Raw genomic sequence first — 18,781 nt, forward strand, 5'->3', positions numbered from 1 at the left:
GCCTAGGGGGCCTAGGGGGCGGCTGACGGTTCGTCGTGGCGGGGGTGACTGCGACTCCCCAGGGGCGCGGGGAACTGCGCGACCAGCCCCCACCGGCCCGCAGCCACCCGACAACCCGACGCGGCGCCCCCATAGGCGCCCCGCCCAAGCCCAGCGCACGCGATCAGCCGGCCACCGTCTCCAGTGACCGCGCCCGCTCGGAAGACGCCACCACCGCGCCCCTCTTTCCCGAAGGGATCAGCAGAGCCGCGACCCCGGCGACAGCCACCACCGCCGCGCCCGTGACCAGCGCCGGCCGCAGACCGTCCACAAAGGACTGCCCGCTCTCGTATCCACCCTGCGAGGAGAAGATCGACGCCATGACCGCGATCCCCAGCGCTCCACCCACCTCACGCAGCGCGTTGTTGGCCCCGGAAGCGATCCCCTGCTCCTCGGACCGGACACTCGACATGACCAGGTTGGACGCGGGGGCGAAGAACAGGGCCATGCCGATGCCGCTGAGGATGAGGCCGGGCAGCTGCGCGGAGTAGGACGCGTCGACCGTGACGACGGACGCCATGTACGCGAGACCCGCCGCCTGGAAGAAGAGACCCGTGGCCACGACCGGCCGGCCCCCGATGCGGTCGGAGAGGATCCCGGCGATCGGCGCGACGAGCATCGGCATGCCGGTCCAGGGGAGCATCCGCAGCCCCGCCTCGGTGGGCGAGTAGCCGAGCACACCCTGCATGTACTGGCTGAGCAGGAAGATCGAGCCGAACATCCCGAGGAACATCAGCAGGCTGGCCGCGTTGATCCCGGAGAAGGCCCGGGAGCGGAACAGCCGCATGGGGAGCATGGGGTTCTTGGCCCGGGTGCTGTAGAGGACGAATGCGGTGAGCAGCGCGGCCCCGGCGAACAGGGCCAGAAGGACGACGGTGTCGGTCCAGCCGTCGGACGGGCCGCGGACCAGGCCGTACACGATGCCGAAGAGACCGCCGCTGGCGAGCAGGGTGCCGGGGATGTCGAGGCGCGCGCCGGTGCCGTGGGACTCGGCGAGGCGCAGGCGGGCGAGGGGCAGCAGGGCGACGCCGAGCGGGACGTTCAGCCAGAAGATCCACTGCCAGGAGATGTGTTCGGTGAGGCTGCCGCCGATCAGTGGCCCGGAGGCCACCGCGAGTCCGTTGACGGCGCCCCAGATGCCGTACGCCATCCCGCGTTTGGCGACGGGCACGGCCGCCGTGAGGAGGGTGAGCGTGAGGGGCATCATGATCGCCGCGCCTACGCCCTGGACCGCGCGGGCGGCGATGAGGGAGTCGATGCCGGGGGCCAGTGCCGCGGCGGCCGAAGCGCCGGTGAAGATCGTGAGGCCGGTCAGGAAGAGGCGTCGCCGGCCGAAGCGGTCCCCGAGTGCCGCGCCGGTCATGAGCAGGACGGCGAAGGTGAGCGTGTACGCGCTCACCGTCCACTCCAGGTCGTGCAGCCCCCCGCCGAGGTCCTCGCGGATGGACGGCAGGGCCGTGGTGACGACGAGGTTGTCGAGGGCCGCCATGAATCCCGCGACGCTGGTGATGACAAGGGCCCCAGACGGCTCCCCCGCGGCCTGCGGTCGGTGCGGCTTGCTTTTGCTGTGACATCGCTCCCCCAGCGGGTGTGATCGGTGATTAGTTAGTGATTACTAAGTTTCTCGATCATGAAAAGGCGCCCATGACGCCTCGTTGCGCTCAGTGCTCCAGTCGGCCCTTGATCCGCGCCGACGGGTACATGCCCTCCCAGACCCGGTGCCCGGGCGGAAAACCCATCGCTGTCAGGCAGTTGACGAGCATCCCGTACGCCAGGAAGGTCGTCGTCTCGTTGGCGTCGGCGCCGAGCGGCAGGTGGACGGTGTCCCACAGCCGCATCCAGCCGGCCCGCACCGCCTCTCCGAACCCGGTGTCACCCTCTTGCTCGGCAGCCCCCACCGCGACGTACATCTGCATCTGCATCATCAGCCACTCGGGCCGCTCCGCGATGACGCGGGTGTACGCGTCCGCCATGGCGTGCAGGGCCTCCTCGCCCTCCAGCCCCTTCGAGGCTTCCCCGAAGGTGCGGATGGTGTCCTCCACACAGCGCTCGGCCGCCGCCAGAAAGATCGCCTTCTTGCCCGGGAAGAGCCGGAAGAGATACGGCTGCGACACCCCGACCCGCTTGGCGATCGCCTCGGTCGACGTGCCGTGGTAGCCACCGCGGGCGAACTCGGCGGTCGCCGCACGGATGACGCTCTCGCGCCGCTCTTCCGCACTCATCCTGGCCATGCAGCTAAGTTAGTACTCAATCACTAACTTGGCAACACGCCGGGTTCACTCGCCGGCAGCGCTCGCCGGAACGCCCCCTCACCACCGAACGTTGTCGCAGGCAGGGGGCCAAAACACCGTAAGGGGCGCCCCACCATGGAGAGCACCCCTTACCTCGGCAGCCGTACCCGCCCCTCAGGCCAGTCGTACGACCGCCCGCGACATCCCCAGCACCTTCTGCCCCGCGCTGGTCGCCGTGAGGTCCACGCGGACCGTGTTGTCGTCGAGCTTGGCGGCGACCTTGCCGCTGACCTCGATCGTGGCGCCCTGGTCGTCATTGGGCACGACGACGGGCTTGGTGAAGCGGACGCCGTACTCGGCGACGGCCGCCGGGTCGCCGACCCAGTCCGTCACCACGCGGATCGCCTCGGCCATGGTGAACATGCCGTGCGCGATGACGTCCGGCAGCCCGACCTCCTTGGCGAACTTCTCGTTCCAGTGGATGGGGTTGAAGTCCCCGGAGGCGCCCGCGTACTGGACGAGGGTGGCGCGGGTCACGGTGAAGGTCTGGGTCGGCAGCTCGGTGCCGACCTCGACGTCGCCGTATGCGATCTTCGCCGTCATCTTCTTCCTCACGCCTCCTCGGCCGCGCGCGCGACGAGCTTGGTCCAGGCGGTCACGACGTGCTCGCCGGCCTCGTCGTGAACCTCGCCACGGATGTCCAGGATGTCGTTGCCGGCCATGGACCGGATCGCCTCGATGGTGGAGGTGACGGTCAGACGATCACCGGCGCGCACGGGGCGGACGTAGGCGAACTTCTGATCGCCGTGGACCACGCGGCTGTAGTCCAGGCCGAGCTGCGGGTCCTGTACGACCTGTCCCGCGGCCTTGAAGGTGATCGAGAACACGAAGGTCGGCGGGGCGACGACGTCGGGGTGGCCGAGCGCCTTGGCGGCCTCCGGGTCCGTGTACGCGGGGTTGGAGTCCCCCACCGCCTCGGCGAACTCGCGGATCTTCTCCCGGCCCACCTCGTAGGGGTCGGTGGGCGGGTAGGTCCGCCCCACGAAGGACTGGTCGAGCGCCATGGGCTCGGCACCTCCTGGTTGCTCTACTGACCGGTATGGGGTGACTCAACGACGCGAGGCCGCCCCCGATCTCTCGGGGACGGCCTCGTGTACGAGCCTGATTTATCGCGTTTCGCGGTGCGCGGTGTGCGCGTTGCAACGCGGGCAGTGCTTCTTCATCTCCATTCGATCCGGGTTGTTACGCCGGTTCTTCTTGGTGATGTAGTTCCGCTCCTTGCACTCCACGCAGGCCAGCGTGATCTTCGGGCGGACGTCGGTGGCAGCCACGTGAGTGCTCCTTGACGAACGGATAGGACGGGTTCAACGCATAGAAGAGTAGCCGATCGAAGGACCGACCCCGCAATCGGCTACTGTCAGTAGCGGTGACCGGACTTGAACCGGTGACACAGCGATTATGAGCCGCTTGCTCTACCGACTGAGCTACACCGCTGTGATGCGATCCGTTCCCGCCTCGCGACGGGAACCTCACACACCAGAGCCCCAATACGGAATCGAACCGTAGACCTTCTCCTTACCATGGAGACGCTCTGCCGACTGAGCTATTGGGGCGAGCGATGAAGACATTACACGCTCCGCCGCCGTTCGCCCAAATCCGTTTCGCGGCGCCCTGGAGGCCTTGATCCCCGGGGTTCCCGGAGGCCTCAACTGCCTCTCCGGCACGGCGGACCACACCGGTACGACTATTGCGCTCCTCCCCGTCACGGGTGCGCGGCCACCCTAGGCTCGACTCACTCTGCGTGATCTTGCGTCCCCTTGCGCAGTCCGGGTTCGCGCAGTCCTGAGCTTGCGTAGTCCCGAGCCCCTGGAGCGCGATGCCCGACAGCCAGCCGCAGCCGCCCCACTCCTCGTCCTCGTCGGGTGCCTCGTCCTCGGGCCGGTCCGAGGGGGCCGGTCTCCTGTTGTGCGGGGCGCGGCTCACCGACGGCAGGACCGTGGACGTACGGCTGGGCGGCGGGCGCATCGAGGCGGTCGGTACGGCCGGGAGTCTGGCTGTCGGCGGCACGCGCGCGTGCGGCGCGCGCGTGGACCTCAGTGGCTATCTGCTCCTGCCCGCCCCGGCCGAGCCGCACGCCCACGGCGACACCGCGCTGTCGGCGGACGCCGAGGGGCCGGTCTCCCACGACCCCCACGACGTCCAGCGCCGCGCCACGGAGGCCGCCCTGCTCCAGCTCGGGCACGGGGCGACCGCGCTCAGGGCACACGTGCGCGTGGGGGACGTCCAGGGGCTGGGCGCGCTGGCCGCCGTACTGCAGGCGCGGCGGTCGCTGCACGGGCTCACCGAGTTGACGGCCGTGGCGATGCCCAGGGTGTTGACCGGGGTGGCCGGCGCAGAGGGGCTCGCCATGTTGCGGGACGCGCTGAAGATGGGTGCCTCGGTGGTGGGCGGCTGTCCGGATCTCGACCCCGATCCGACGGGTTATGCGGAGGCGGTCCTGGAGGTCGCTTCGGAACACGGCTGCCCCGTCGACCTGCACACGGACGCCACCGATCCGGCCCGGCTCGCCCGGCTCGCCGCCATGGCCGGCGGGCTGCGGCCCGGCGTCACCCTCGGCCCCTGCGCGGGCCTCGACCGCCTTCCCGCCGAGGTGGTCTCCCGCACCGCCGACCAGCTCGGGGCGGCCGGAGTCGCCGTGGTGTGCCTGCCGCAGGGCGGCTGCGCGGGCGTCGACCGGCGGGGCACGGCTCCGGTACGGCTGCTGCGCGCGGCCGGAGTCCGGGTGGCCGCCGGCAGCGGCGCTCTGCGGGACGCCTGCAACCCGGTCGGCCGCGGCGACCCGCTGGAGGCCGCGTACCTGCTCGCGTCCCGGTACGGGTTGCGGCCGGAGGACGCCTACGACGCGGTGAGCACGTCGGCGCGGACCGTGCTCGGGTTGCCCGAAGTCCGGGTGGAGGCGGGCTTCCCGGCCGAGTTGCTCGCCGTACGCGGCGACCGCCTCGCCGGCGCGCTCTCCCTGGCGTACAGCCGGATCGTGGTGCATCGGGGGCGCGTGGTGGCACGGACGAGCGCGGTACGGGAGTACTGCAACTCGGCGGCGGGCGTGGAGTCGGGGCTGCCTCGGCAGGGGCGGGGGGCTGTGTCGTAGGACGAGTGGCTGTGGTGTGGGTGAGGGTTCGGTGGGGGCGTGGGGGGCGCATTGTGGCGCGCGTCGCTTCATGCAACCCCCTGTGGGGCGCGGGGAACTGTGCGACCAGCCACGACAGATCCGCAGCCGCTCCTCGACTTCACCCTGCACCCCCTGAGGCGTCGCCGGACCCACGCGGCAGATGCGCCTGGACGGGCGTACGGTCGAAGACATGCGCATTGTCATCGCTGGTGGTCATGGTCAGATCGCGCTGCGGCTGGAGCGACTGCTCGCCGCGCGCGGGGACGAGGTCGCGGGGATCATCCGTCGTGCCGAACAGGGCGACGACCTGCGGGACGTCGGTGCCGAACCGGTCCTGCTGGACCTGGAGTCGGCCTCGGTCGAGGAGGTAGCCGCCCAGCTGCGGGGCGCGGACGCGGCGGTCTTCGCGGCGGGCGCGGGTCCGGGAAGCGGCGTGGCCCGCAAGGACACGGTGGACAAGGCCGCGGCGGTGCTGTTCGCGGACGCGGCGGTCCTGGCGGGCGTACGGCGCTTCGTGATCGTGTCGTCCATGGGCGCGGACCCACGGCACGAGGGTGACGAGATCTTCGATGTGTACCTGCGCGCCAAGGGCGAAGCCGACGCCCATGTGAGCGGCTTGGACGCGCTGGACTGGACGGTTCTGCGTCCCGGCGCGCTCACGGACGACGCGGGCAACGGCCTCGTACGCCTGGAGGCGCACACCGGCCGGGGCCCGATCCCGCGCGACGACGTGGCCGCCGTACTGGCGGAGTTGCTGGACACGCCGGCGACGGCTGGGCTGACGCTGGAGCTGATCAGCGGTTCCACGCCGGTCTCGGTCGCGGTGAAGTCGGTGGCGGGCAACTGAGGACGGCCGCCGAGGGGGCGCCGGCGGCGAGGTCTTCGTGGACTGGCCGAACATGCTGGACAGGGCCGACTGCACAGACGTGAGGCGGTACGGGCGTACTGGGCACGGCAGTTCGCAGCGCGGCATCCCCTCGTACGGCTGGAGGGGATGGGGTCGGACAGTCTCGCCGGGGCGGTCGCGGTGACCGTACGGCTCGGGGTGCGCGACGCGTCGGGCGAGCGGTGGGCCCGGGAGAGGGTGATCTGACGGGGCGTAGGGCAGCCGAGCGCTCAGAACAGGGGCAGCTGGCCGGGGACGACGGGTAGTGCGTACCCATCCAACGACGGCTGCGCCGCGCCGAGTTCCGCCTGTCTGCGGGAACCCGGGCAGGAGACCAGCTGACCTCTCGCGCGTGCTCCGGGCGGGTCGTGCCGGGCGAAGCGGCCGGCGACGACGGCGATCTCGCGACGGCATTCGGGGCAGAGCCTGCGACGACTGGACATGCATTCAGTGTGCCCCGGGCGGGCGGCGTCGCATTGGCTGGGAGCAACGAACGGCACGACGGTTCTCAAGATCGCCACAGACCTGCAGGAACAGTCGGATCGTCTCGTCGGCGAGCGGGTAGAACGGCAGCACTCCGAAGCGCTCGAAAGTCCCCGACGATGGCCGTCCCCAGCGCCACGCAGAGGATGGCGATGACTAGACGAAAGGCTCGACGGGGAGGCGTACGGCGCCGATCAACGCCGAACCTCAGCGGACGTCCGGCCTGCGCAATCACGAGGGTCCGCCGAGGCAGCACCATCGGCTACGGCTGGGCAGCGAAGCTGCACTCGGACCAGCACGGCACTCGCTGGATGAGCCGGCCGGGGTGCTCAGTCGCGCCGGAAAAGCTGAACTCCATGCCGGCCCAGTCAGGCGGGCGGTGGAATTCGGCGTCGAATCAATCGATTCCACCAGTACGCCCCGAAGCAAGCCCCCTCACCGAGGACCATGCTGCTACCGGCGGTGGCGCCGCGTGCCCTGTCGCGGTGGCAGAGTCAGCGTGATTTGCCGGACGAGTTGCTGGAAGCAGGCGAGGGAGGCGAGGGCCGGCAGGCATGCTCCGGCGATACCGGTGACGGTTCTGTCTGCCTGAGCCACGCACAGCATTATTGCGACGGACGAGAACAGCAGAACGATGCACCACGAGTGCACAGCTCGGCGCTGGTGCAGGGCAGTCCGGAGGATGGAGAGAGACGCCACCATCCAGGGGCCGTATACGAGAAGAGGCCACGACGGGACCATGGCGCCTCCCGTCCCGGAGGTGATGTTCTGCAGAGGCTTGTAGGCCACCATGCCGCCGAAGACGCTGACCATCGCTACGATGACGGCAACGAGCGCGACGATGAAGAAGCTGCCGGTCTGCAACCACTTGAGCCGGGCTCTGCGGACGTGGTGCTTCCGGTGCCCGGAGCGTCGGGTAGGCGGCAGTTGAGCGGTGATCTGCGCCAGGCTCTCCATCGGGTCGGTGAAGGCGCCACCGGATGCGGGCTCGCTGCGAGGTTGCGGGATCCTGGCCGTCTGCTCCTCCGGAACAGCTTCTTGCAGGAGATAGGCAAGTTCCTCGACCGGGTCCCAGCCTCCGGCGGGTGTGGTCAGGGGAACTCCTGAGTGGACGCTGTCGGCACGCCCCCCGTCCCAGCCAGTACTCGGCCCGTACGAGTACGCGTCGGAGTAGTACTCACGCTGCCCAAAGGCAGGATCGGCATAGTCATGATTCACGAAAATGCGACCCGTCAGACTGTCCGCGGCGGCCGGAGTTCTCGCGACCGTTCCATCGTGAATTGAGGTCCTCCTGGACTTCCTCCAGCAGGGCAAGGAACTCGCGAAGCAGTGGCTCGGTGACCTGACGCTCGGACTGCACGTCACCCCCGGCCACCGCGCCCTGTACCGTCAGCGCCGCGTACTCCGCACCAGGCTGGAAAGTGTACTTCCCCACTGTCAGATCGCGGACCACAGAATTATTATCCGTCCTCGTGGTGCGCCGAGGCAGGCCATGGGTCCTTGATGTCGTCATAGCTTGATAACGCGGCTCCCCTCCTTCAGGGCGTGCGGCAAAAGAGTGAGCTTGCGAAGGCAGAAAACCTGAGAAAAGGGTTCTCAATCAATTATGCTACACATCTAACTCCGCACCCTATTGGTCGATTAATTCTTCTTCTCGACTCCACTTTAGGAGTAAATAGGATTCGCCACCGGTGTAACTGGATGAGTAATCCTGACGATCCCTGGGCCGGACACGACAGCGTCCATCGCCCCTGGGCAGGTGTTCAGTGCGCAGCTTCCCGGGCGGAGAGCCGACGCCCAGCTTCGCCTGGCACCAGCCGGCCCACGCCCCGCCTCATGCGACAGTCGGCCCGTCCGCCGTTGGCCCCACGGCCTCTACCACCGCTCCACGGCAACGAGCCGACAGACGGCCTCCCGGACGGAACCGTGGTCGACTTCTGGCGGTTGGAATGGGTCAGCCCCGACGTCGAGACCGATGACGGACTGCGCACAGGTCTGCAAGCCCGCCCAATGTGACGCGCCCGATAGTTGGTCATCGCCCCGTTTCGACTGCGCAAGACAGGCCCAAGCGTCTGTCGGAGGCCCAGTCGCTCGTCTCAGTTCGGTGACCCGCGTCACACCCGGCTCCTGTCAGCAATCGGGGCGCCGTCTCGTTCGAAGGGCACGCGAACGAGACAGGAGCAACGCCATGAAGCACCGCATCGTCGTACTCGGCGCCGGATATGCCGGGGCCTTCGCCGCCGGAAACCTGGCCCGTCGGCTCTCCCCCTCCGACATCGAGATCACCGTCGTCAACGCCGTGCCCGACTTCGTTGAGCGGATGCGGCTCCACCAGCTCGCGATCGGGCAGGACCTCGCGTTCCGCAAGCTCGCCGACGTATTCGCGGGCACCGGGGTGCGGCTGCGCCTGGCGCACGTCACCAGCGTCGACCCCGAGCGCAGGACCGTCGCCGTGACCGGCGAGAACGGCGATAGCGAGCTCGCATACGACACGCTTCTCTACGCGCTCGGCAGCTCCGTGGCCCACCACGGCGTCCCCGGCGTGGCCGAGTACGCCTTCGATGTGACCGGCCGGTCCTCGGCGTTGCGTCTGCGCGAGCGCCTCTCCGGCCTGGGCGAGGGCGGCACCGTGCTGATCGTCGGTGAGGGGCTGACCGGCATCGAGACCGCCACCGAGTTCGCCGAGTCCCGACCCGACCTCTCGGTCGCGCTCGCCGCCCGCGGCGAGCTGGGCGCCCGGCTCTCCCCGAAGGCCCGCCGTCACCTGCGCCATGCCTTCGGCCGGCTCGGCATCACCGTCCACGAGCACACCTGCATCGAAGCCGTCGAGCCGGCACGGGCGATCGCCGCCGACGGTACGCCCATCCCGGCCGACGTGACCGTGTGGTCGGCCGGGTTCGCCGTGCACCGCATCGCGGCCGCCAGCGGCCTGGAGGTCGCCGAGACCGGCCAGATCGTTGTCGACCGCACCATGCGCTCGGTCTCGCACCCGGACGTCTACGCCGCCGGTGACTGCGCCTACGCGATCGGCGAGAACGGCCGGCCGCTGCCGATGTCCTGCGCCTCGGCCGGCTTCACCAACATGCAGGCGACCGCCGCGATCATCGCGCGCCTGACGGGCAGCGAGGTCCCGACCACCGGGCTGAAGTACCACGGCAACCACATCAGCCTCGGACGCCAGGACGCGATCTTCCAGATGGTGGACAGGGACGTCCGGTCGAAGTCCTGGTACCTGGGCGGCAAGGCCGCCGCGCGGCTGAAGTCGGGCGTGCTCAAGGGGGCCGGGTGGGGCATCGCCCACCCGACCTTCGGCGTGCCGAAGCGCAAGCGCCGCCTGGCCGCCGCGCCTGACGGGGCCCGTGCAAGGGCCGCTGCATAGGCTGTTCAGCATGGACAGCGCAGCCATCGATCGGTTCGAGGCCGGCCGGGGACGGCTGGCCTCCCTCGCGTACCGTCTGCTCGGCTCGGCCGCCGACGCCGAGGACGCCGTACAGGACACGTTCCTGCGCTGGCAGGCCGCAGACCGCGAACGGGTCGCGGTGCCGGAGGCGTGGCTGACCAAGGTCGTCACCAATCTCTGCCTCGACCGGCTCCGCTCGGCGCAGGCGCGCCACGAGCGAGCGGCGGGCGCCTGGTTGCCCGAGCCGCTCCTTGAGGGCGACCCCATGCTCGGCCCGGCCGATACCTTCGAACAGCGCGAATCGGTGTCCCTCGCCGTCCTGACCCTGATGGAGCGGCTCTCGCCGGTTGAACGGGCCGTCTACGTCCTTCGTGAGGCTTTCTCGTACAGCCACGCCGAGATCGCCGGGATCCTCGACATCACCGAATCCGCGAGCCAGCAGCATGTCCACCGAGCCCGGATCCGGGTCGCAGCCGAGCGCCGTCGCGGCGGCGAGGCCGACCCCGCGTCCGCCCGCCGGGTCGTCGAGGAATTCCTCGCGGCTGCCGCGTCGGGGCGCACCGAACGGCTGGTGGCACTGCTCACCGACGACGTGACGGCGGTCTCGGACGGCGCCGGACTGGGCACGCGGCTGTTGCGGTACCAGACCCGCGAGCGGGTCGCCTCCTACGTGCGGGCCGGCTTCAAGCCCACGCCGGCGAAGCGGCGGCTGGCCGGCGGCTCGCCCGCGATGTATGTCGCCCTGGTCAACGGCTCCCCGGCCGTCCTCGCCGTGGTCGGCGACAGGGTCGTGGGCGCCGTGGCGTTCGAAGTCAGCGACGGCAAGGTCGCGTCCCTGCGCGGCATCGCCGCCGCAGACCGGCTCGTACGCCTCAACAAGGCCTGGCGGCAGCACGTACCCGACGTGCCGGTCATCAACGCATGGTGACCGGAGCCACCGCAGTAGCCAACTGCACATCGTCACGGAGGGCTGACCAGGGCGGATCAGAGCGCCCGTGGCATCTGACCGAGAACCGTGAGTCCCATCTCAGCCGACCTGGGTCGACAACGTACGTTCCGTCGCCGGGGATACCACCGGAAATTTTGGACGCCGGCTCGCGTTGGGTTCGTCGGCGAACCTGGGAAGACTGAGCCGGCAGATTTGCAGCCCCTTCAAGATCACTCGCTCGTACCCCATCCGACCAGCAGGGATGTGCTTCCAGCGTTCAAACGCCGCCTTCTCGGCCACGTCTCGTCCAGAGCCGCCTACCGCCCTGGCTCCGCTGCGGTCCGAGGAGGAACATGGAAGGCAAGCGACCAAGGAGGCCTGCCATGAAAACCGGCGCCTCGGACTCGGACTACGAACCGTGGCTGTACTCTCACACGCCCTCACAGGCTGAGGGCGAGCGGGACGATCCTGCCGAACGGGCGGCCATGCACCCAGATGTCCCCAGGACTGAGCCGTCCCAGGCGGAAGGCGAGCAGATGGACGACGCCCGGGACGGATGACCGCCGATAGGCCCGAGGGGCGGGCCTTCCCACGCGCCCTGACAGCGTGTGGAGCGGCCCGCACAAACTCTGTCGCCGTCGGAACAGTGTGACGTGACGTTCCGAAGCCGATGACGTGGTGCGCAGACCGCTCAGCGGTCGATCCCGAAGAGGATTCGCCGGAGGCCATCCCGGCCGAAGAGTTCCTGTGGCACTTGGGGCGGGGTTGAAGTTTCGGCTGTTTGAGTGAGGGTCTCGTCCTACGCTGGGCTTCTTGTCCGTTGATTCGTAGGGGTGTTGTCGTGTTGGTCGAGGGACTGATTGCGGTGGCGGCGGCCGGTGGCGGGGCGATCGTTCAGGCGGCAGGGACGGATGCGTGGGCCGCGATCCGCAGCGGTGTCGCGCGAATCCTCGGCCGCGGTGAGGCAGGGCGGGAGCAGGCCGAGCTCGAACGCCTCGATCAGACCCGGGCCGAGCTGGAGTCGGCTGGTGACGGCGCGGAGTCGGAACGCGTTCAGACCGTTCTGGTGACCCGCTGGCAGACCCGTCTGGAGATGCTTCTTGAGCAGCTTCCGGACGAGGAGCGTCAACAGGTGGCAGCTGAGTTGCAGGCTCTGGTCCAGCAGGCGCAGGCGCAGGCCCCGGTGCAGAGTACGCACAACGACTTCAGCCAGGCGACGTTCACCGACAGCCAGGTTCTCGGCAGCGGCACGCAGAACAACACGATCAACCGATAGGCGCGGGCGGCGGGCATGGGGGCGAAAAAGACGTCCGGCAAGCGCAAGAACGGCGACAGGAAGAACAAGGGTCCCGGACAGGGGCAGAGGACTGGAAGCACTTTCGCGGGGGCGTCATTCGAGCGCAGTCAGGTGCTCGGCAGCGGGACGCAAACCACGAAGATCAACGTGCAGGCGTATGCCGCGGTACCGACTGCTCTGAATGCTCTGCCTGGCCTGCCGCAGGAGTTCACCGGCCGCGGCGATGAAATCACCAAGATCCTCTCCCTGCTTGGCCCCGGAGGCGGCGCGGATGCGGCGGTCGGGTCGATCGCGGGGTTGCCGGGCGTGGGCAAGACCACCCTCGCCCATGCCGTGGGGCGTGCCGCGCTCGACCAGGGCTGGTTCATGCGTGTGCAAGTGGTGAACCTGCGCGGGTACGACCCGACTCCGGTCCCGCCGGAGGACGCACTGGAGGCGCTGCTGCGAGCCCTTGGGGTTGCGGCGGAACACATCCCACCCACGCTGGACGAGCGGGAGGGGCTCTATCGGTCCCAACTCGAAGCTTTGGCTGTTGAGGGGCAACGGGTGCTGATTCTCCTGGACAACGCCTCGGCCTCGAACCAGGTCCGGCCGCTGCTGCCAGCCCGTCATCACGCAGTGCTGGTGACCTCCCGGCACGCCCTGCCCGGGCTCGGCGCCCGCCTGTTCAACCTCAATCCTCTCCAGCCCGATGCTGCCGTGGACCTCCTGCGCCAGCGGCTCAAGGTCGCCGACCCCGACGACCGACGTGTCGAGGACGAGCCCTCGGCCGCGGAGGAACTCGCCGCGGTCTGCGGCTACTTGCCCCTGGCGCTGCAGATCGCTGCCGCGCTCCTGGCTGACGACCCCGACCAGCCGCTCTACGAGCGGGTACGGATGCTCACCAACGCCGGCACCCGCCTCGGTGGCCTCGACGACGGCGAACGCAACCTACGCGCCGTCTTCGACGAATGCCTCACGCGCCTCTCGCATCAAGAGGCCGATTTCTACCGCCTCCTGGGCCTCCACCCGGGCCCGGACATCTCCACCCCTGCCGCGGCAGCCCTCACCGGCCAGTCCGCCGACAAGGTCACCCAGCTGCTGCGGCAGCTTGTCCGAGCACGCCTGCTCACCCAGAACAGCCAGGCGCGCGACCGCTGGTCCATGCACGACCTCCTACGCGTCCACGCGCAAGAACAGGCTCGCATCGCCATGGACCGTGACCGGGTTCCCCGCCGACGCTACGAACAGGCCCGCGCCCGGCTCACCGACTACTACGTCCGCCACGCGCGAGCAGCCAACAACCATTTCCGGCCACCGGGCGAGGCCGCGTCGACGCTGTTCGCCGGACGCGAGCAGGCGCTGGCGTGGTTCGATGCCGAACGCGAAAATCTCCTCGCCACCACCCACACATATGCCCGCACCCAGACGGCCGTGGACCTCGGGTTCACCCTCGGCCGCTACCTGGAATGGCGACGACGAATCCAGGATCTAATGACCGTCCGCGCCCAGGCACTCGAAGCCTGTCAGGCACTCGGTGACGATGCGAACCTAGCTGGCGCCTGGAACAACCTCGGCAGCCCGCTCGGAGAGCTCAGGCGACACACCGAAGCGCACGACGCCCACCAAACCGCCCTCGACCTCTACCGGCAGACCGGCGACATCGACGGCCAAGCCAGCGCCTGGAACAACGTTGGCAGCTCACTCAGGGAACTCAAGCGACACACCGAAGCGCTCGACGCCCACCAAGCCGCCCTCGACCTCTTCCAGCAGACCGGCGACACCCACGGCCAAGCCGGCGCCTGGAGCAACCTCGGCGTCGCACTCGCAGAACTCAAGCGACACACCGAAGCACATGACGCCCACCAAGCCGCCCTCGATCTCTTCCAGCAGACCGGCGACACCCACGGCCAAGCCATCGTCTGGAACAACCTCGGCAGCTCACTCAGAGAACTCAAGCGACGCACCGAAGCGCACGATGCCCACCTGACCGCCCTCGACCTCTTCCAGCAGACCGGCGACACCCACGGCCAAGCCAGAGCCTGGAGCAACCTCGGCGGCGCACTCGCAGAACTCAAGCGACGCACCGAAGCGCACGATGCCCACCTAACCGCCCTCGACCTCTACCAGCAGACCGGCGACACCCACGGCCAAGCCATGGCCTGGGACAACCTCGGCCTCGCACTCGCAGAACTCAAGCGCTACACCCAAGCGCACGACGCCCACAAAACCGCCCTCGACCTCTACCAGCAGACCGGCGACACCCACGGCCAAGCCAGCGCCTGGGACAACCTCGGCCTCGCACTCAGAGAACTCAAGCGCTACGCCCAAGCGCACGACGCCCATCAAACCGCCCTCGACCTCTACCAGCAGACCAGCGACATCGACGGCCAAGCCAGCGCCTGGAGCAACCTCGGCCTCGCGCTCGCAGAACTCAAGCGACACACCGAAGCACATGACGCCCACCAAACCGCCCTCGACCTCTTCCAGCAGACCGGCGACACCCACGGCCAAGCCATCGCCTGGAACAACCTCGGCGTCGCCTGTCGAAGCTTGGAGCAATACCCAGAGGCGACCGCAGCTGGAGAGAAGGCGGTCGCGATGCTGACCCAGGCAGAGGACTGGACGCGTACCGGAGAGGCATGGGCCGAGTACGCCACCACCCTGCACGTATCCGGCGCCGAACTGCCCCGCGTTCGGGACGCATGGGAACAGTCCGCCACGGCCTACATCCGTGCTGGCGACGACGAAGAAGCAGCCACATCCCGCGCGAACGCCGAGACTCAGCCACCACTCCCCTGACCACCTGCGCGCACGCGGTCGTGCCCATTGGGGGCCTGACGGGGTCGGCGGCCATGCGCCGATCCGACCCACATGACGCCCGCAGGTCCAACCTCTCCCATACGGTGCAGTGATGCGCCGCTGGTTGTAGCCCCGGCATCGTCGATCGAAGGTAGCCGTCGCGGCGCTGTGACGGTTTTCAAGACAGCCGCGCCGTCACGTGTTCTCCCTGTCTTGACCTGCACCAATGCCACAACCGGTCAGCCTCTCAGGTGCGTTGGCCCACGCATAGCCCAAGGCCTCCGCACTGAGCGCCCGACTTCTTCGTCCCGAAGCAACTTGCACAGGGCCACTGCCTTGGGTTGGTGTGGTTCTCCCCTGTGCCGAACGGTCCGGAGACGTCCGCGCTCGTCCGCCGCTGTTCGTCGGCGTTGTCACGCAGTTGGACGTACGCTCAACGGTCGATCACATACAAGGCGGCAGCACTACGCGGCCGGTGGTAGTTGTAGTGGATGTTCCACACTGTGATCGCGGCTGACCGGGCGTCCTCGCTTCACGAGCCGCCTACGGCCCTCGACGCTCAGGGGCGCATTCGCGTGGGGCACTCGTCGTCCTCTCGAAGCCGGACGACGGCAGGCGCGACACCTGTCGTGCGCGCCTGCCGCATTGCGGCCTTTCAGCCCTTCGGTGCGACGCGGATACGGTTCCCGTCAGGATCGGCTGCGAGGAAGGTCAGCCCGAACCCCGCATCATGAGGCTCGCGCAGGATCGTGACCCCGTTGGACTTCCACTGCTCAAAGGTCGCGTTGAGCTCGTCGGGTCGTCCACCGTCGATGGCCAGGCAAACCTCACTGGTGCGCGGGACGTCCGGTGACAGATCCTCGAACTGGCCAGACCACAGACCGAGGTCAGCGCCTGGCCCGAGGTCGAAGGTGATGTATCCCGGAGTCTCGAACGAGGGGCTCATGCCGAGGAGGTCGCCGTAGAAACGAGCTGCGGCGGGAGCGTCGTTCACGTAGACGATGGACACGACGGATGCGGTCATGGTTGTTCCTTCTCGCAGGTCGTAGGTACGTATCCACCAGCCTGACCGGGATATGCGCCGCATCGTGTCGCAATTCCTGAAAAAATTGGTGTGTGACGCCAGACCGCTTCTTCACCCTGATGCTGCTCCTCACATCGAGGGATGCCGTGACCACACAGGAACTCGCCTCAGCGCTCGGGGTGTCCCTTCGAACCATCACCCGAGATCTGAACTGGCTCCGCGACGCCGGTCTGCCGGTGACCGCACACCGGGGCCGCCTCGGAGGCGTGACCATGCTGCCCGGATCCGGACTCGACCTCACGCGACTCACACCGGGCGAGCGTGATCATCTGTCGCTCACCGGGCTGGATGAGAAGCAACGTGCGGAGCTCAACGCATCGGTCGAAAGCCGGCGCGCGCTCGCCAAGATCGCCGCTACACAGCCACGTCGAGTTCATGAGCTCCTGCCGCTCACCGACGTGGTGCACGTGGACAGCCGTCCCTGGCTCCAGACACGAGCCTTCGGCACGACTCCGGCTTCGCTGATCGGCGCAGTGCGGCGAGGTCGCCGGCTACGGATCGAGTACGACAGCCCACGCGAGTCATGCCCACGCGACCTGGTCGTGGATCCCTACGGGCTGTTCGCCAAGGCCGGCATCTGGTACCTCGTCGCCGATTGTGCCCGAGTGCCGCGGATGTACCGACTCGAACGGATCACGACGTGGAAAGAAGTCGACCAGCCACGACGGATCCGCGAGAGCCAGACCCTGGCCACCGTCGCCGCAGCGCTCATTGCTCAGTGGGAACACAACCACGCGATAGAGGTCAGCGCCACCATCGACCAGACCCAGATCGCGCGAGCGCAACGGATCTTTGGCCTACGACTCGTCCGGGACGACCATGAAGAGTCCGCCACCTGCCGCAAGGTAACGATCCGCTTCCTGCAACTGGAGGACGTGCGAGCACTACTGCCGTTCGGGAGCGCCATCACTGTGCACGGCCCCACCGAAGCCAGGGCTCACCTTCGCGACCTCGCCACCAATCTTGCCCACCACTATGCGCCGTCACCAACGTCCTGACCCGCACCACCTAGCGGTCAGAAATCCCGTCCACGTCTGGGCCACGCAGTTCGAGACGGGACGCTCGAACGCGAGACAGAGCGAGACAGTACGTCTGTCGCCAGAGCACACGACAAGGGGCCCGTGACCAGCCGTTTCGGCTGGTCACGGGCCCCTTGTTTTCCGTGTGGCGGCGCCAGGATTCGAACCTGGGAAGGCTGAGCCGGCAGATTTACAGTCTGCTCCCTTTGGCCGCTCGGGCACACCGCCAAGGTTTTGCCGCCCTTCGAACCGTCTTTCGGCGGTGCTCCGTGGCAACGACGTAAACAATACCCGATGCCGAGGGGTGCTTCGCCACCCGATTGATCTGCGCCCGGAGGGCATGTGGTGACTAGGCTTGGGCGGATGCGGCCCGGTCCACGCCGGGCTCGGCGCCCGCCCCCACGTACGCCGATACGCATCCGTACGCACGCCGACACGCACCCCGATACAAGGAGCCACAGGACATGGCCGACTCCAGTTTCGACATCGTCTCGAAGGTCGAGCGGCAGGAGGTCGACAACGCCCTCAACCAGGCCGCCAAGGAGATCTCCCAGCGCTACGACTTCAAGGGCGTGGGTGCCTCGATCTCGTGGTCCGGCGACAAGATCCTGATGGAGGCGAACTCCGAGGACCGGGTCAATGCCGTCCTCGACGTCTTCCAGTCCAAGCTGATCAAGCGTGGGATCTCTCTGAAGGCGCTCGACGCGGGCGAGCCGCAGCTCTCCGGCAAGGAGTACAAGATCTTCGCGTCGATCGAGGAGGGCATCTCCCAGGAGAACGCGAAGAAGGTCGCGAAGATCATCCGTGACGAGGGTCCGAAGGGCGCGAAGGCCCAGGTCCAGGGCGACGAGCTGCGGGTCAGCTCGAAGAGCCGTGACGACCTGCAGTCCATCATCGCCCTGCTGAAGGGCAAGGACTTCGACTTCGCGATCCAGTTCGTGAACTACCGGTGAGCCGCTGATCCAGCGATTCACGAGGAAGGGTGGGCACTTGGCCGGTGCCCACCCTTCTCGCCTGCTGGCTGCGGTTCGGGGGTGTCAGTCGCGCGAGTTGCCGAAGAGAAGACGGTAGGCGATCAGGAGCACGAGGGAGCCACCGATCGCGGCGGCCCAGGTGGTCCCGTCGTAGAAGCTCTTGGTGACCGGGTGGTCCAGCCAACGGGCCGATATCCAGCCGCCGATGAACGCGCCGGCGATGCCGATGAGGGTCGTCCCGATGAAGCCGCCCGGGTCCCTGCCCGGCAGCAGGAACTTGGCGATGGCTCCGGCCAACAGCCCCAGGATGATCCAGCCGATGATGCTCATGCCCTGAACCTGCCCTTCCGCGCTGTGCCCGCACTGTCCGTGGTCTGTGATCTACGTCCCGGCCGACTGTGCGTGTACTGGAGCGCTTGGGTTGGACGACGTGCTCGTGCAACTCGCATGAGGTGCTCTTCGTGCGGGTGTTCGTGTCCCGTTGATGAAG

17 protein-coding genes, 3 tRNA genes and 1 pseudogene are annotated in these 18,781 nt (G+C 68.3%); 8 read left to right on the forward strand and 13 right to left on the reverse strand.

Going from position 1 to position 18,781, the window contains the following annotated elements:
- Positions 1-163: 163 nt before the first annotated feature.
- The 7 genes and pseudogenes from RNB18_RS35855 to RNB18_RS35885 all read right to left on the reverse strand — a co-directional run bounded on the left by RNB18_RS35855 (position 164) and on the right by RNB18_RS35885 (position 3,883).
- Positions 164-1,613, reverse strand: a pseudogene (locus RNB18_RS35855) (MFS transporter).
- An 87-nt stretch (positions 1,614-1,700) separates the two neighbouring features.
- The gene (locus RNB18_RS35860; RefSeq protein WP_311718259.1) at positions 1,701-2,270 is read right to left on the reverse strand and encodes a TetR/AcrR family transcriptional regulator; all 570 of its coding nucleotides are present in this window, start codon (positions 2,268-2,270) and stop codon (positions 1,701-1,703) included.
- 174 nt (positions 2,271-2,444) lie between these two features.
- On the reverse strand, positions 2,445-2,873 hold the full coding sequence (locus RNB18_RS35865) for a MaoC family dehydratase (RefSeq protein ID WP_311718476.1): 429 nt from the start codon (positions 2,871-2,873) through the stop codon (positions 2,445-2,447).
- Positions 2,874-2,881: 8 nt separating this feature from the next.
- Positions 2,882-3,334, reverse strand: a complete 453-nt coding sequence (locus RNB18_RS35870; RefSeq protein ID WP_057607938.1) for a MaoC family dehydratase N-terminal domain-containing protein — start codon at positions 3,332-3,334, stop codon at positions 2,882-2,884.
- A gap of 102 nt (positions 3,335-3,436) precedes the next feature.
- Positions 3,437-3,601, reverse strand: coding sequence for a 50S ribosomal protein L33 (gene rpmG / locus RNB18_RS35875; protein ID WP_018834916.1), 165 nt, complete (start codon positions 3,599-3,601; stop codon positions 3,437-3,439).
- 90 nt (positions 3,602-3,691) lie between these two features.
- Positions 3,692-3,764 (reverse strand) — tRNA-Met (locus tag RNB18_RS35880).
- A gap of 46 nt (positions 3,765-3,810) precedes the next feature.
- A tRNA-Thr gene (locus RNB18_RS35885) sits at positions 3,811-3,883 on the reverse strand.
- Positions 3,884-4,146: 263 nt separating this feature from the next.
- Here RNB18_RS35885 and RNB18_RS35890 point away from each other — a divergent pair.
- Positions 4,147-5,418 carry an amidohydrolase family protein gene (locus RNB18_RS35890; RefSeq protein WP_311718260.1) on the forward strand — a complete coding sequence of 424 codons (1,272 nt, stop codon included), beginning with the start codon at positions 4,147-4,149 and terminating at the stop codon, positions 5,416-5,418.
- 211 nt (positions 5,419-5,629) lie between these two features.
- Positions 5,630-6,286: an NAD(P)H-binding protein gene (locus RNB18_RS35895; protein ID WP_311718261.1), complete on the forward strand. Its 657-nt coding sequence runs from the start codon at positions 5,630-5,632 to the stop codon at positions 6,284-6,286.
- A 269-nt stretch (positions 6,287-6,555) separates the two neighbouring features.
- On the opposite strand, the gene RNB18_RS35900 is transcribed toward RNB18_RS35895, so the two are convergent.
- The 3 genes from RNB18_RS35900 to RNB18_RS35910 all read right to left on the reverse strand — a co-directional run bounded on the left by RNB18_RS35900 (position 6,556) and on the right by RNB18_RS35910 (position 8,261).
- Positions 6,556-6,768 carry a hypothetical protein gene (locus RNB18_RS35900; protein ID WP_079072179.1) on the reverse strand — a complete coding sequence of 71 codons (213 nt, stop codon included), beginning with the start codon at positions 6,766-6,768 and terminating at the stop codon, positions 6,556-6,558.
- A 493-nt stretch (positions 6,769-7,261) separates the two neighbouring features.
- A complete protein-coding gene (locus tag RNB18_RS35905; protein ID WP_311718262.1) occupies positions 7,262-8,026 on the reverse strand; it encodes a DUF2637 domain-containing protein in 765 nt (254 codons plus the stop codon).
- Positions 8,016-8,261: a hypothetical protein gene (locus tag RNB18_RS35910; protein WP_311718263.1), complete on the reverse strand. Its 246-nt coding sequence runs from the start codon at positions 8,259-8,261 to the stop codon at positions 8,016-8,018. Before RNB18_RS35910 ends, RNB18_RS35905 begins: the two co-directional genes overlap by 11 nt.
- Positions 8,262-8,996: 735 nt before the next feature.
- Here RNB18_RS35910 and RNB18_RS35915 point away from each other — a divergent pair.
- From RNB18_RS35915 to RNB18_RS35930, 4 genes are all read left to right on the forward strand, one after another.
- The gene (locus RNB18_RS35915; RefSeq protein WP_311718264.1) at positions 8,997-10,187 is read left to right on the forward strand and encodes an NAD(P)/FAD-dependent oxidoreductase; all 1,191 of its coding nucleotides are present in this window, start codon (positions 8,997-8,999) and stop codon (positions 10,185-10,187) included.
- Positions 10,188-10,197: 10 nt separating this feature from the next.
- Positions 10,198-11,136, forward strand: a complete 939-nt coding sequence (locus RNB18_RS35920) for a sigma-70 family RNA polymerase sigma factor (RefSeq protein WP_311718265.1) — start codon at positions 10,198-10,200, stop codon at positions 11,134-11,136.
- 841 nt (positions 11,137-11,977) lie between these two features.
- Complete coding sequence (locus RNB18_RS35925) at positions 11,978-12,412, forward strand: hypothetical protein (RefSeq protein ID WP_311718266.1); 435 nt, start codon at positions 11,978-11,980, stop codon at positions 12,410-12,412.
- A 15-nt stretch (positions 12,413-12,427) separates the two neighbouring features.
- A complete protein-coding gene (locus RNB18_RS35930) occupies positions 12,428-15,214 on the forward strand; it encodes a tetratricopeptide repeat protein (protein WP_311718267.1) in 2,787 nt (928 codons plus the stop codon).
- Positions 15,215-15,869: 655 nt separating this feature from the next.
- Here RNB18_RS35930 and RNB18_RS35935 read toward each other — a convergent pair.
- Positions 15,870-16,238, reverse strand: coding sequence for a VOC family protein (locus RNB18_RS35935; protein WP_311718268.1), 369 nt, complete (start codon positions 16,236-16,238; stop codon positions 15,870-15,872).
- Positions 16,239-16,330: 92 nt separating this feature from the next.
- Here RNB18_RS35935 and RNB18_RS35940 point away from each other — a divergent pair, with 92 nt between their 5' ends.
- On the forward strand, positions 16,331-17,296 hold the full coding sequence (locus tag RNB18_RS35940) for a helix-turn-helix transcriptional regulator (protein ID WP_311718269.1): 966 nt from the start codon (positions 16,331-16,333) through the stop codon (positions 17,294-17,296).
- Positions 17,297-17,463: 167 nt separating this feature from the next.
- On the opposite strand, the gene RNB18_RS35945 is transcribed toward RNB18_RS35940, so the two are convergent.
- A tRNA-Tyr gene (locus RNB18_RS35945) sits at positions 17,464-17,545 on the reverse strand.
- 236 nt (positions 17,546-17,781) lie between these two features.
- On the opposite strand from RNB18_RS35945, the gene RNB18_RS35950 reads away from it, so the two are divergent.
- A complete protein-coding gene (locus RNB18_RS35950) occupies positions 17,782-18,270 on the forward strand; it encodes a YajQ family cyclic di-GMP-binding protein (protein ID WP_311718270.1) in 489 nt (162 codons plus the stop codon).
- Between the two features lie 84 nt (positions 18,271-18,354).
- Here the strand turns inward: RNB18_RS35950 and RNB18_RS35955 are convergent, their stop codons facing one another.
- A complete protein-coding gene (locus RNB18_RS35955; protein WP_057607941.1) occupies positions 18,355-18,621 on the reverse strand; it encodes a GlsB/YeaQ/YmgE family stress response membrane protein in 267 nt (88 codons plus the stop codon).
- Positions 18,622-18,781: the final 160 nt, after the last annotated feature.

Origin of the sequence: Streptomyces doebereineriae (assembly GCF_031845645.1) — a bacterium.
In the GTDB taxonomy this organism is placed as follows: Bacteria; Actinomycetota; Actinomycetes; order Streptomycetales; family Streptomycetaceae; genus Streptomyces; species Streptomyces canus.

Coding starts and splice junctions, on each gene's coding strand:
- RNB18_RS35915 (WP_311718264.1), top strand. CDS start 8,997: ATGAAGCACCGCATCGTCGTACTCGGCGCCGGATATGCCGGGGCCTTC.
- RNB18_RS35955 (WP_057607941.1), bottom strand. CDS start 18,621: ATGAGCATCATCGGCTGGATCATCCTGGGGCTGTTGGCCGGAGCCATC.
- RNB18_RS35930 (WP_311718267.1), top strand. CDS start 12,428: ATGGGGGCGAAAAAGACGTCCGGCAAGCGCAAGAACGGCGACAGGAAG.
- RNB18_RS35890 (WP_311718260.1), top strand. CDS start 4,147: ATGCCCGACAGCCAGCCGCAGCCGCCCCACTCCTCGTCCTCGTCGGGT.
- RNB18_RS35865 (WP_311718476.1), bottom strand. CDS start 2,873: ATGACGGCGAAGATCGCATACGGCGACGTCGAGGTCGGCACCGAGCTG.
- RNB18_RS35920 (WP_311718265.1), top strand. CDS start 10,198: ATGGACAGCGCAGCCATCGATCGGTTCGAGGCCGGCCGGGGACGGCTG.
- RNB18_RS35870 (WP_057607938.1), bottom strand. CDS start 3,334: ATGGCGCTCGACCAGTCCTTCGTGGGGCGGACCTACCCGCCCACCGAC.
- RNB18_RS35895 (WP_311718261.1), top strand. CDS start 5,630: ATGCGCATTGTCATCGCTGGTGGTCATGGTCAGATCGCGCTGCGGCTG.
- RNB18_RS35860 (WP_311718259.1), bottom strand. CDS start 2,270: ATGGCCAGGATGAGTGCGGAAGAGCGGCGCGAGAGCGTCATCCGTGCG.
- RNB18_RS35935 (WP_311718268.1), bottom strand. CDS start 16,238: ATGACCGCATCCGTCGTGTCCATCGTCTACGTGAACGACGCTCCCGCC.
- RNB18_RS35900 (WP_079072179.1), bottom strand. CDS start 6,768: ATGTCCAGTCGTCGCAGGCTCTGCCCCGAATGCCGTCGCGAGATCGCC.
- RNB18_RS35950 (WP_311718270.1), top strand. CDS start 17,782: ATGGCCGACTCCAGTTTCGACATCGTCTCGAAGGTCGAGCGGCAGGAG.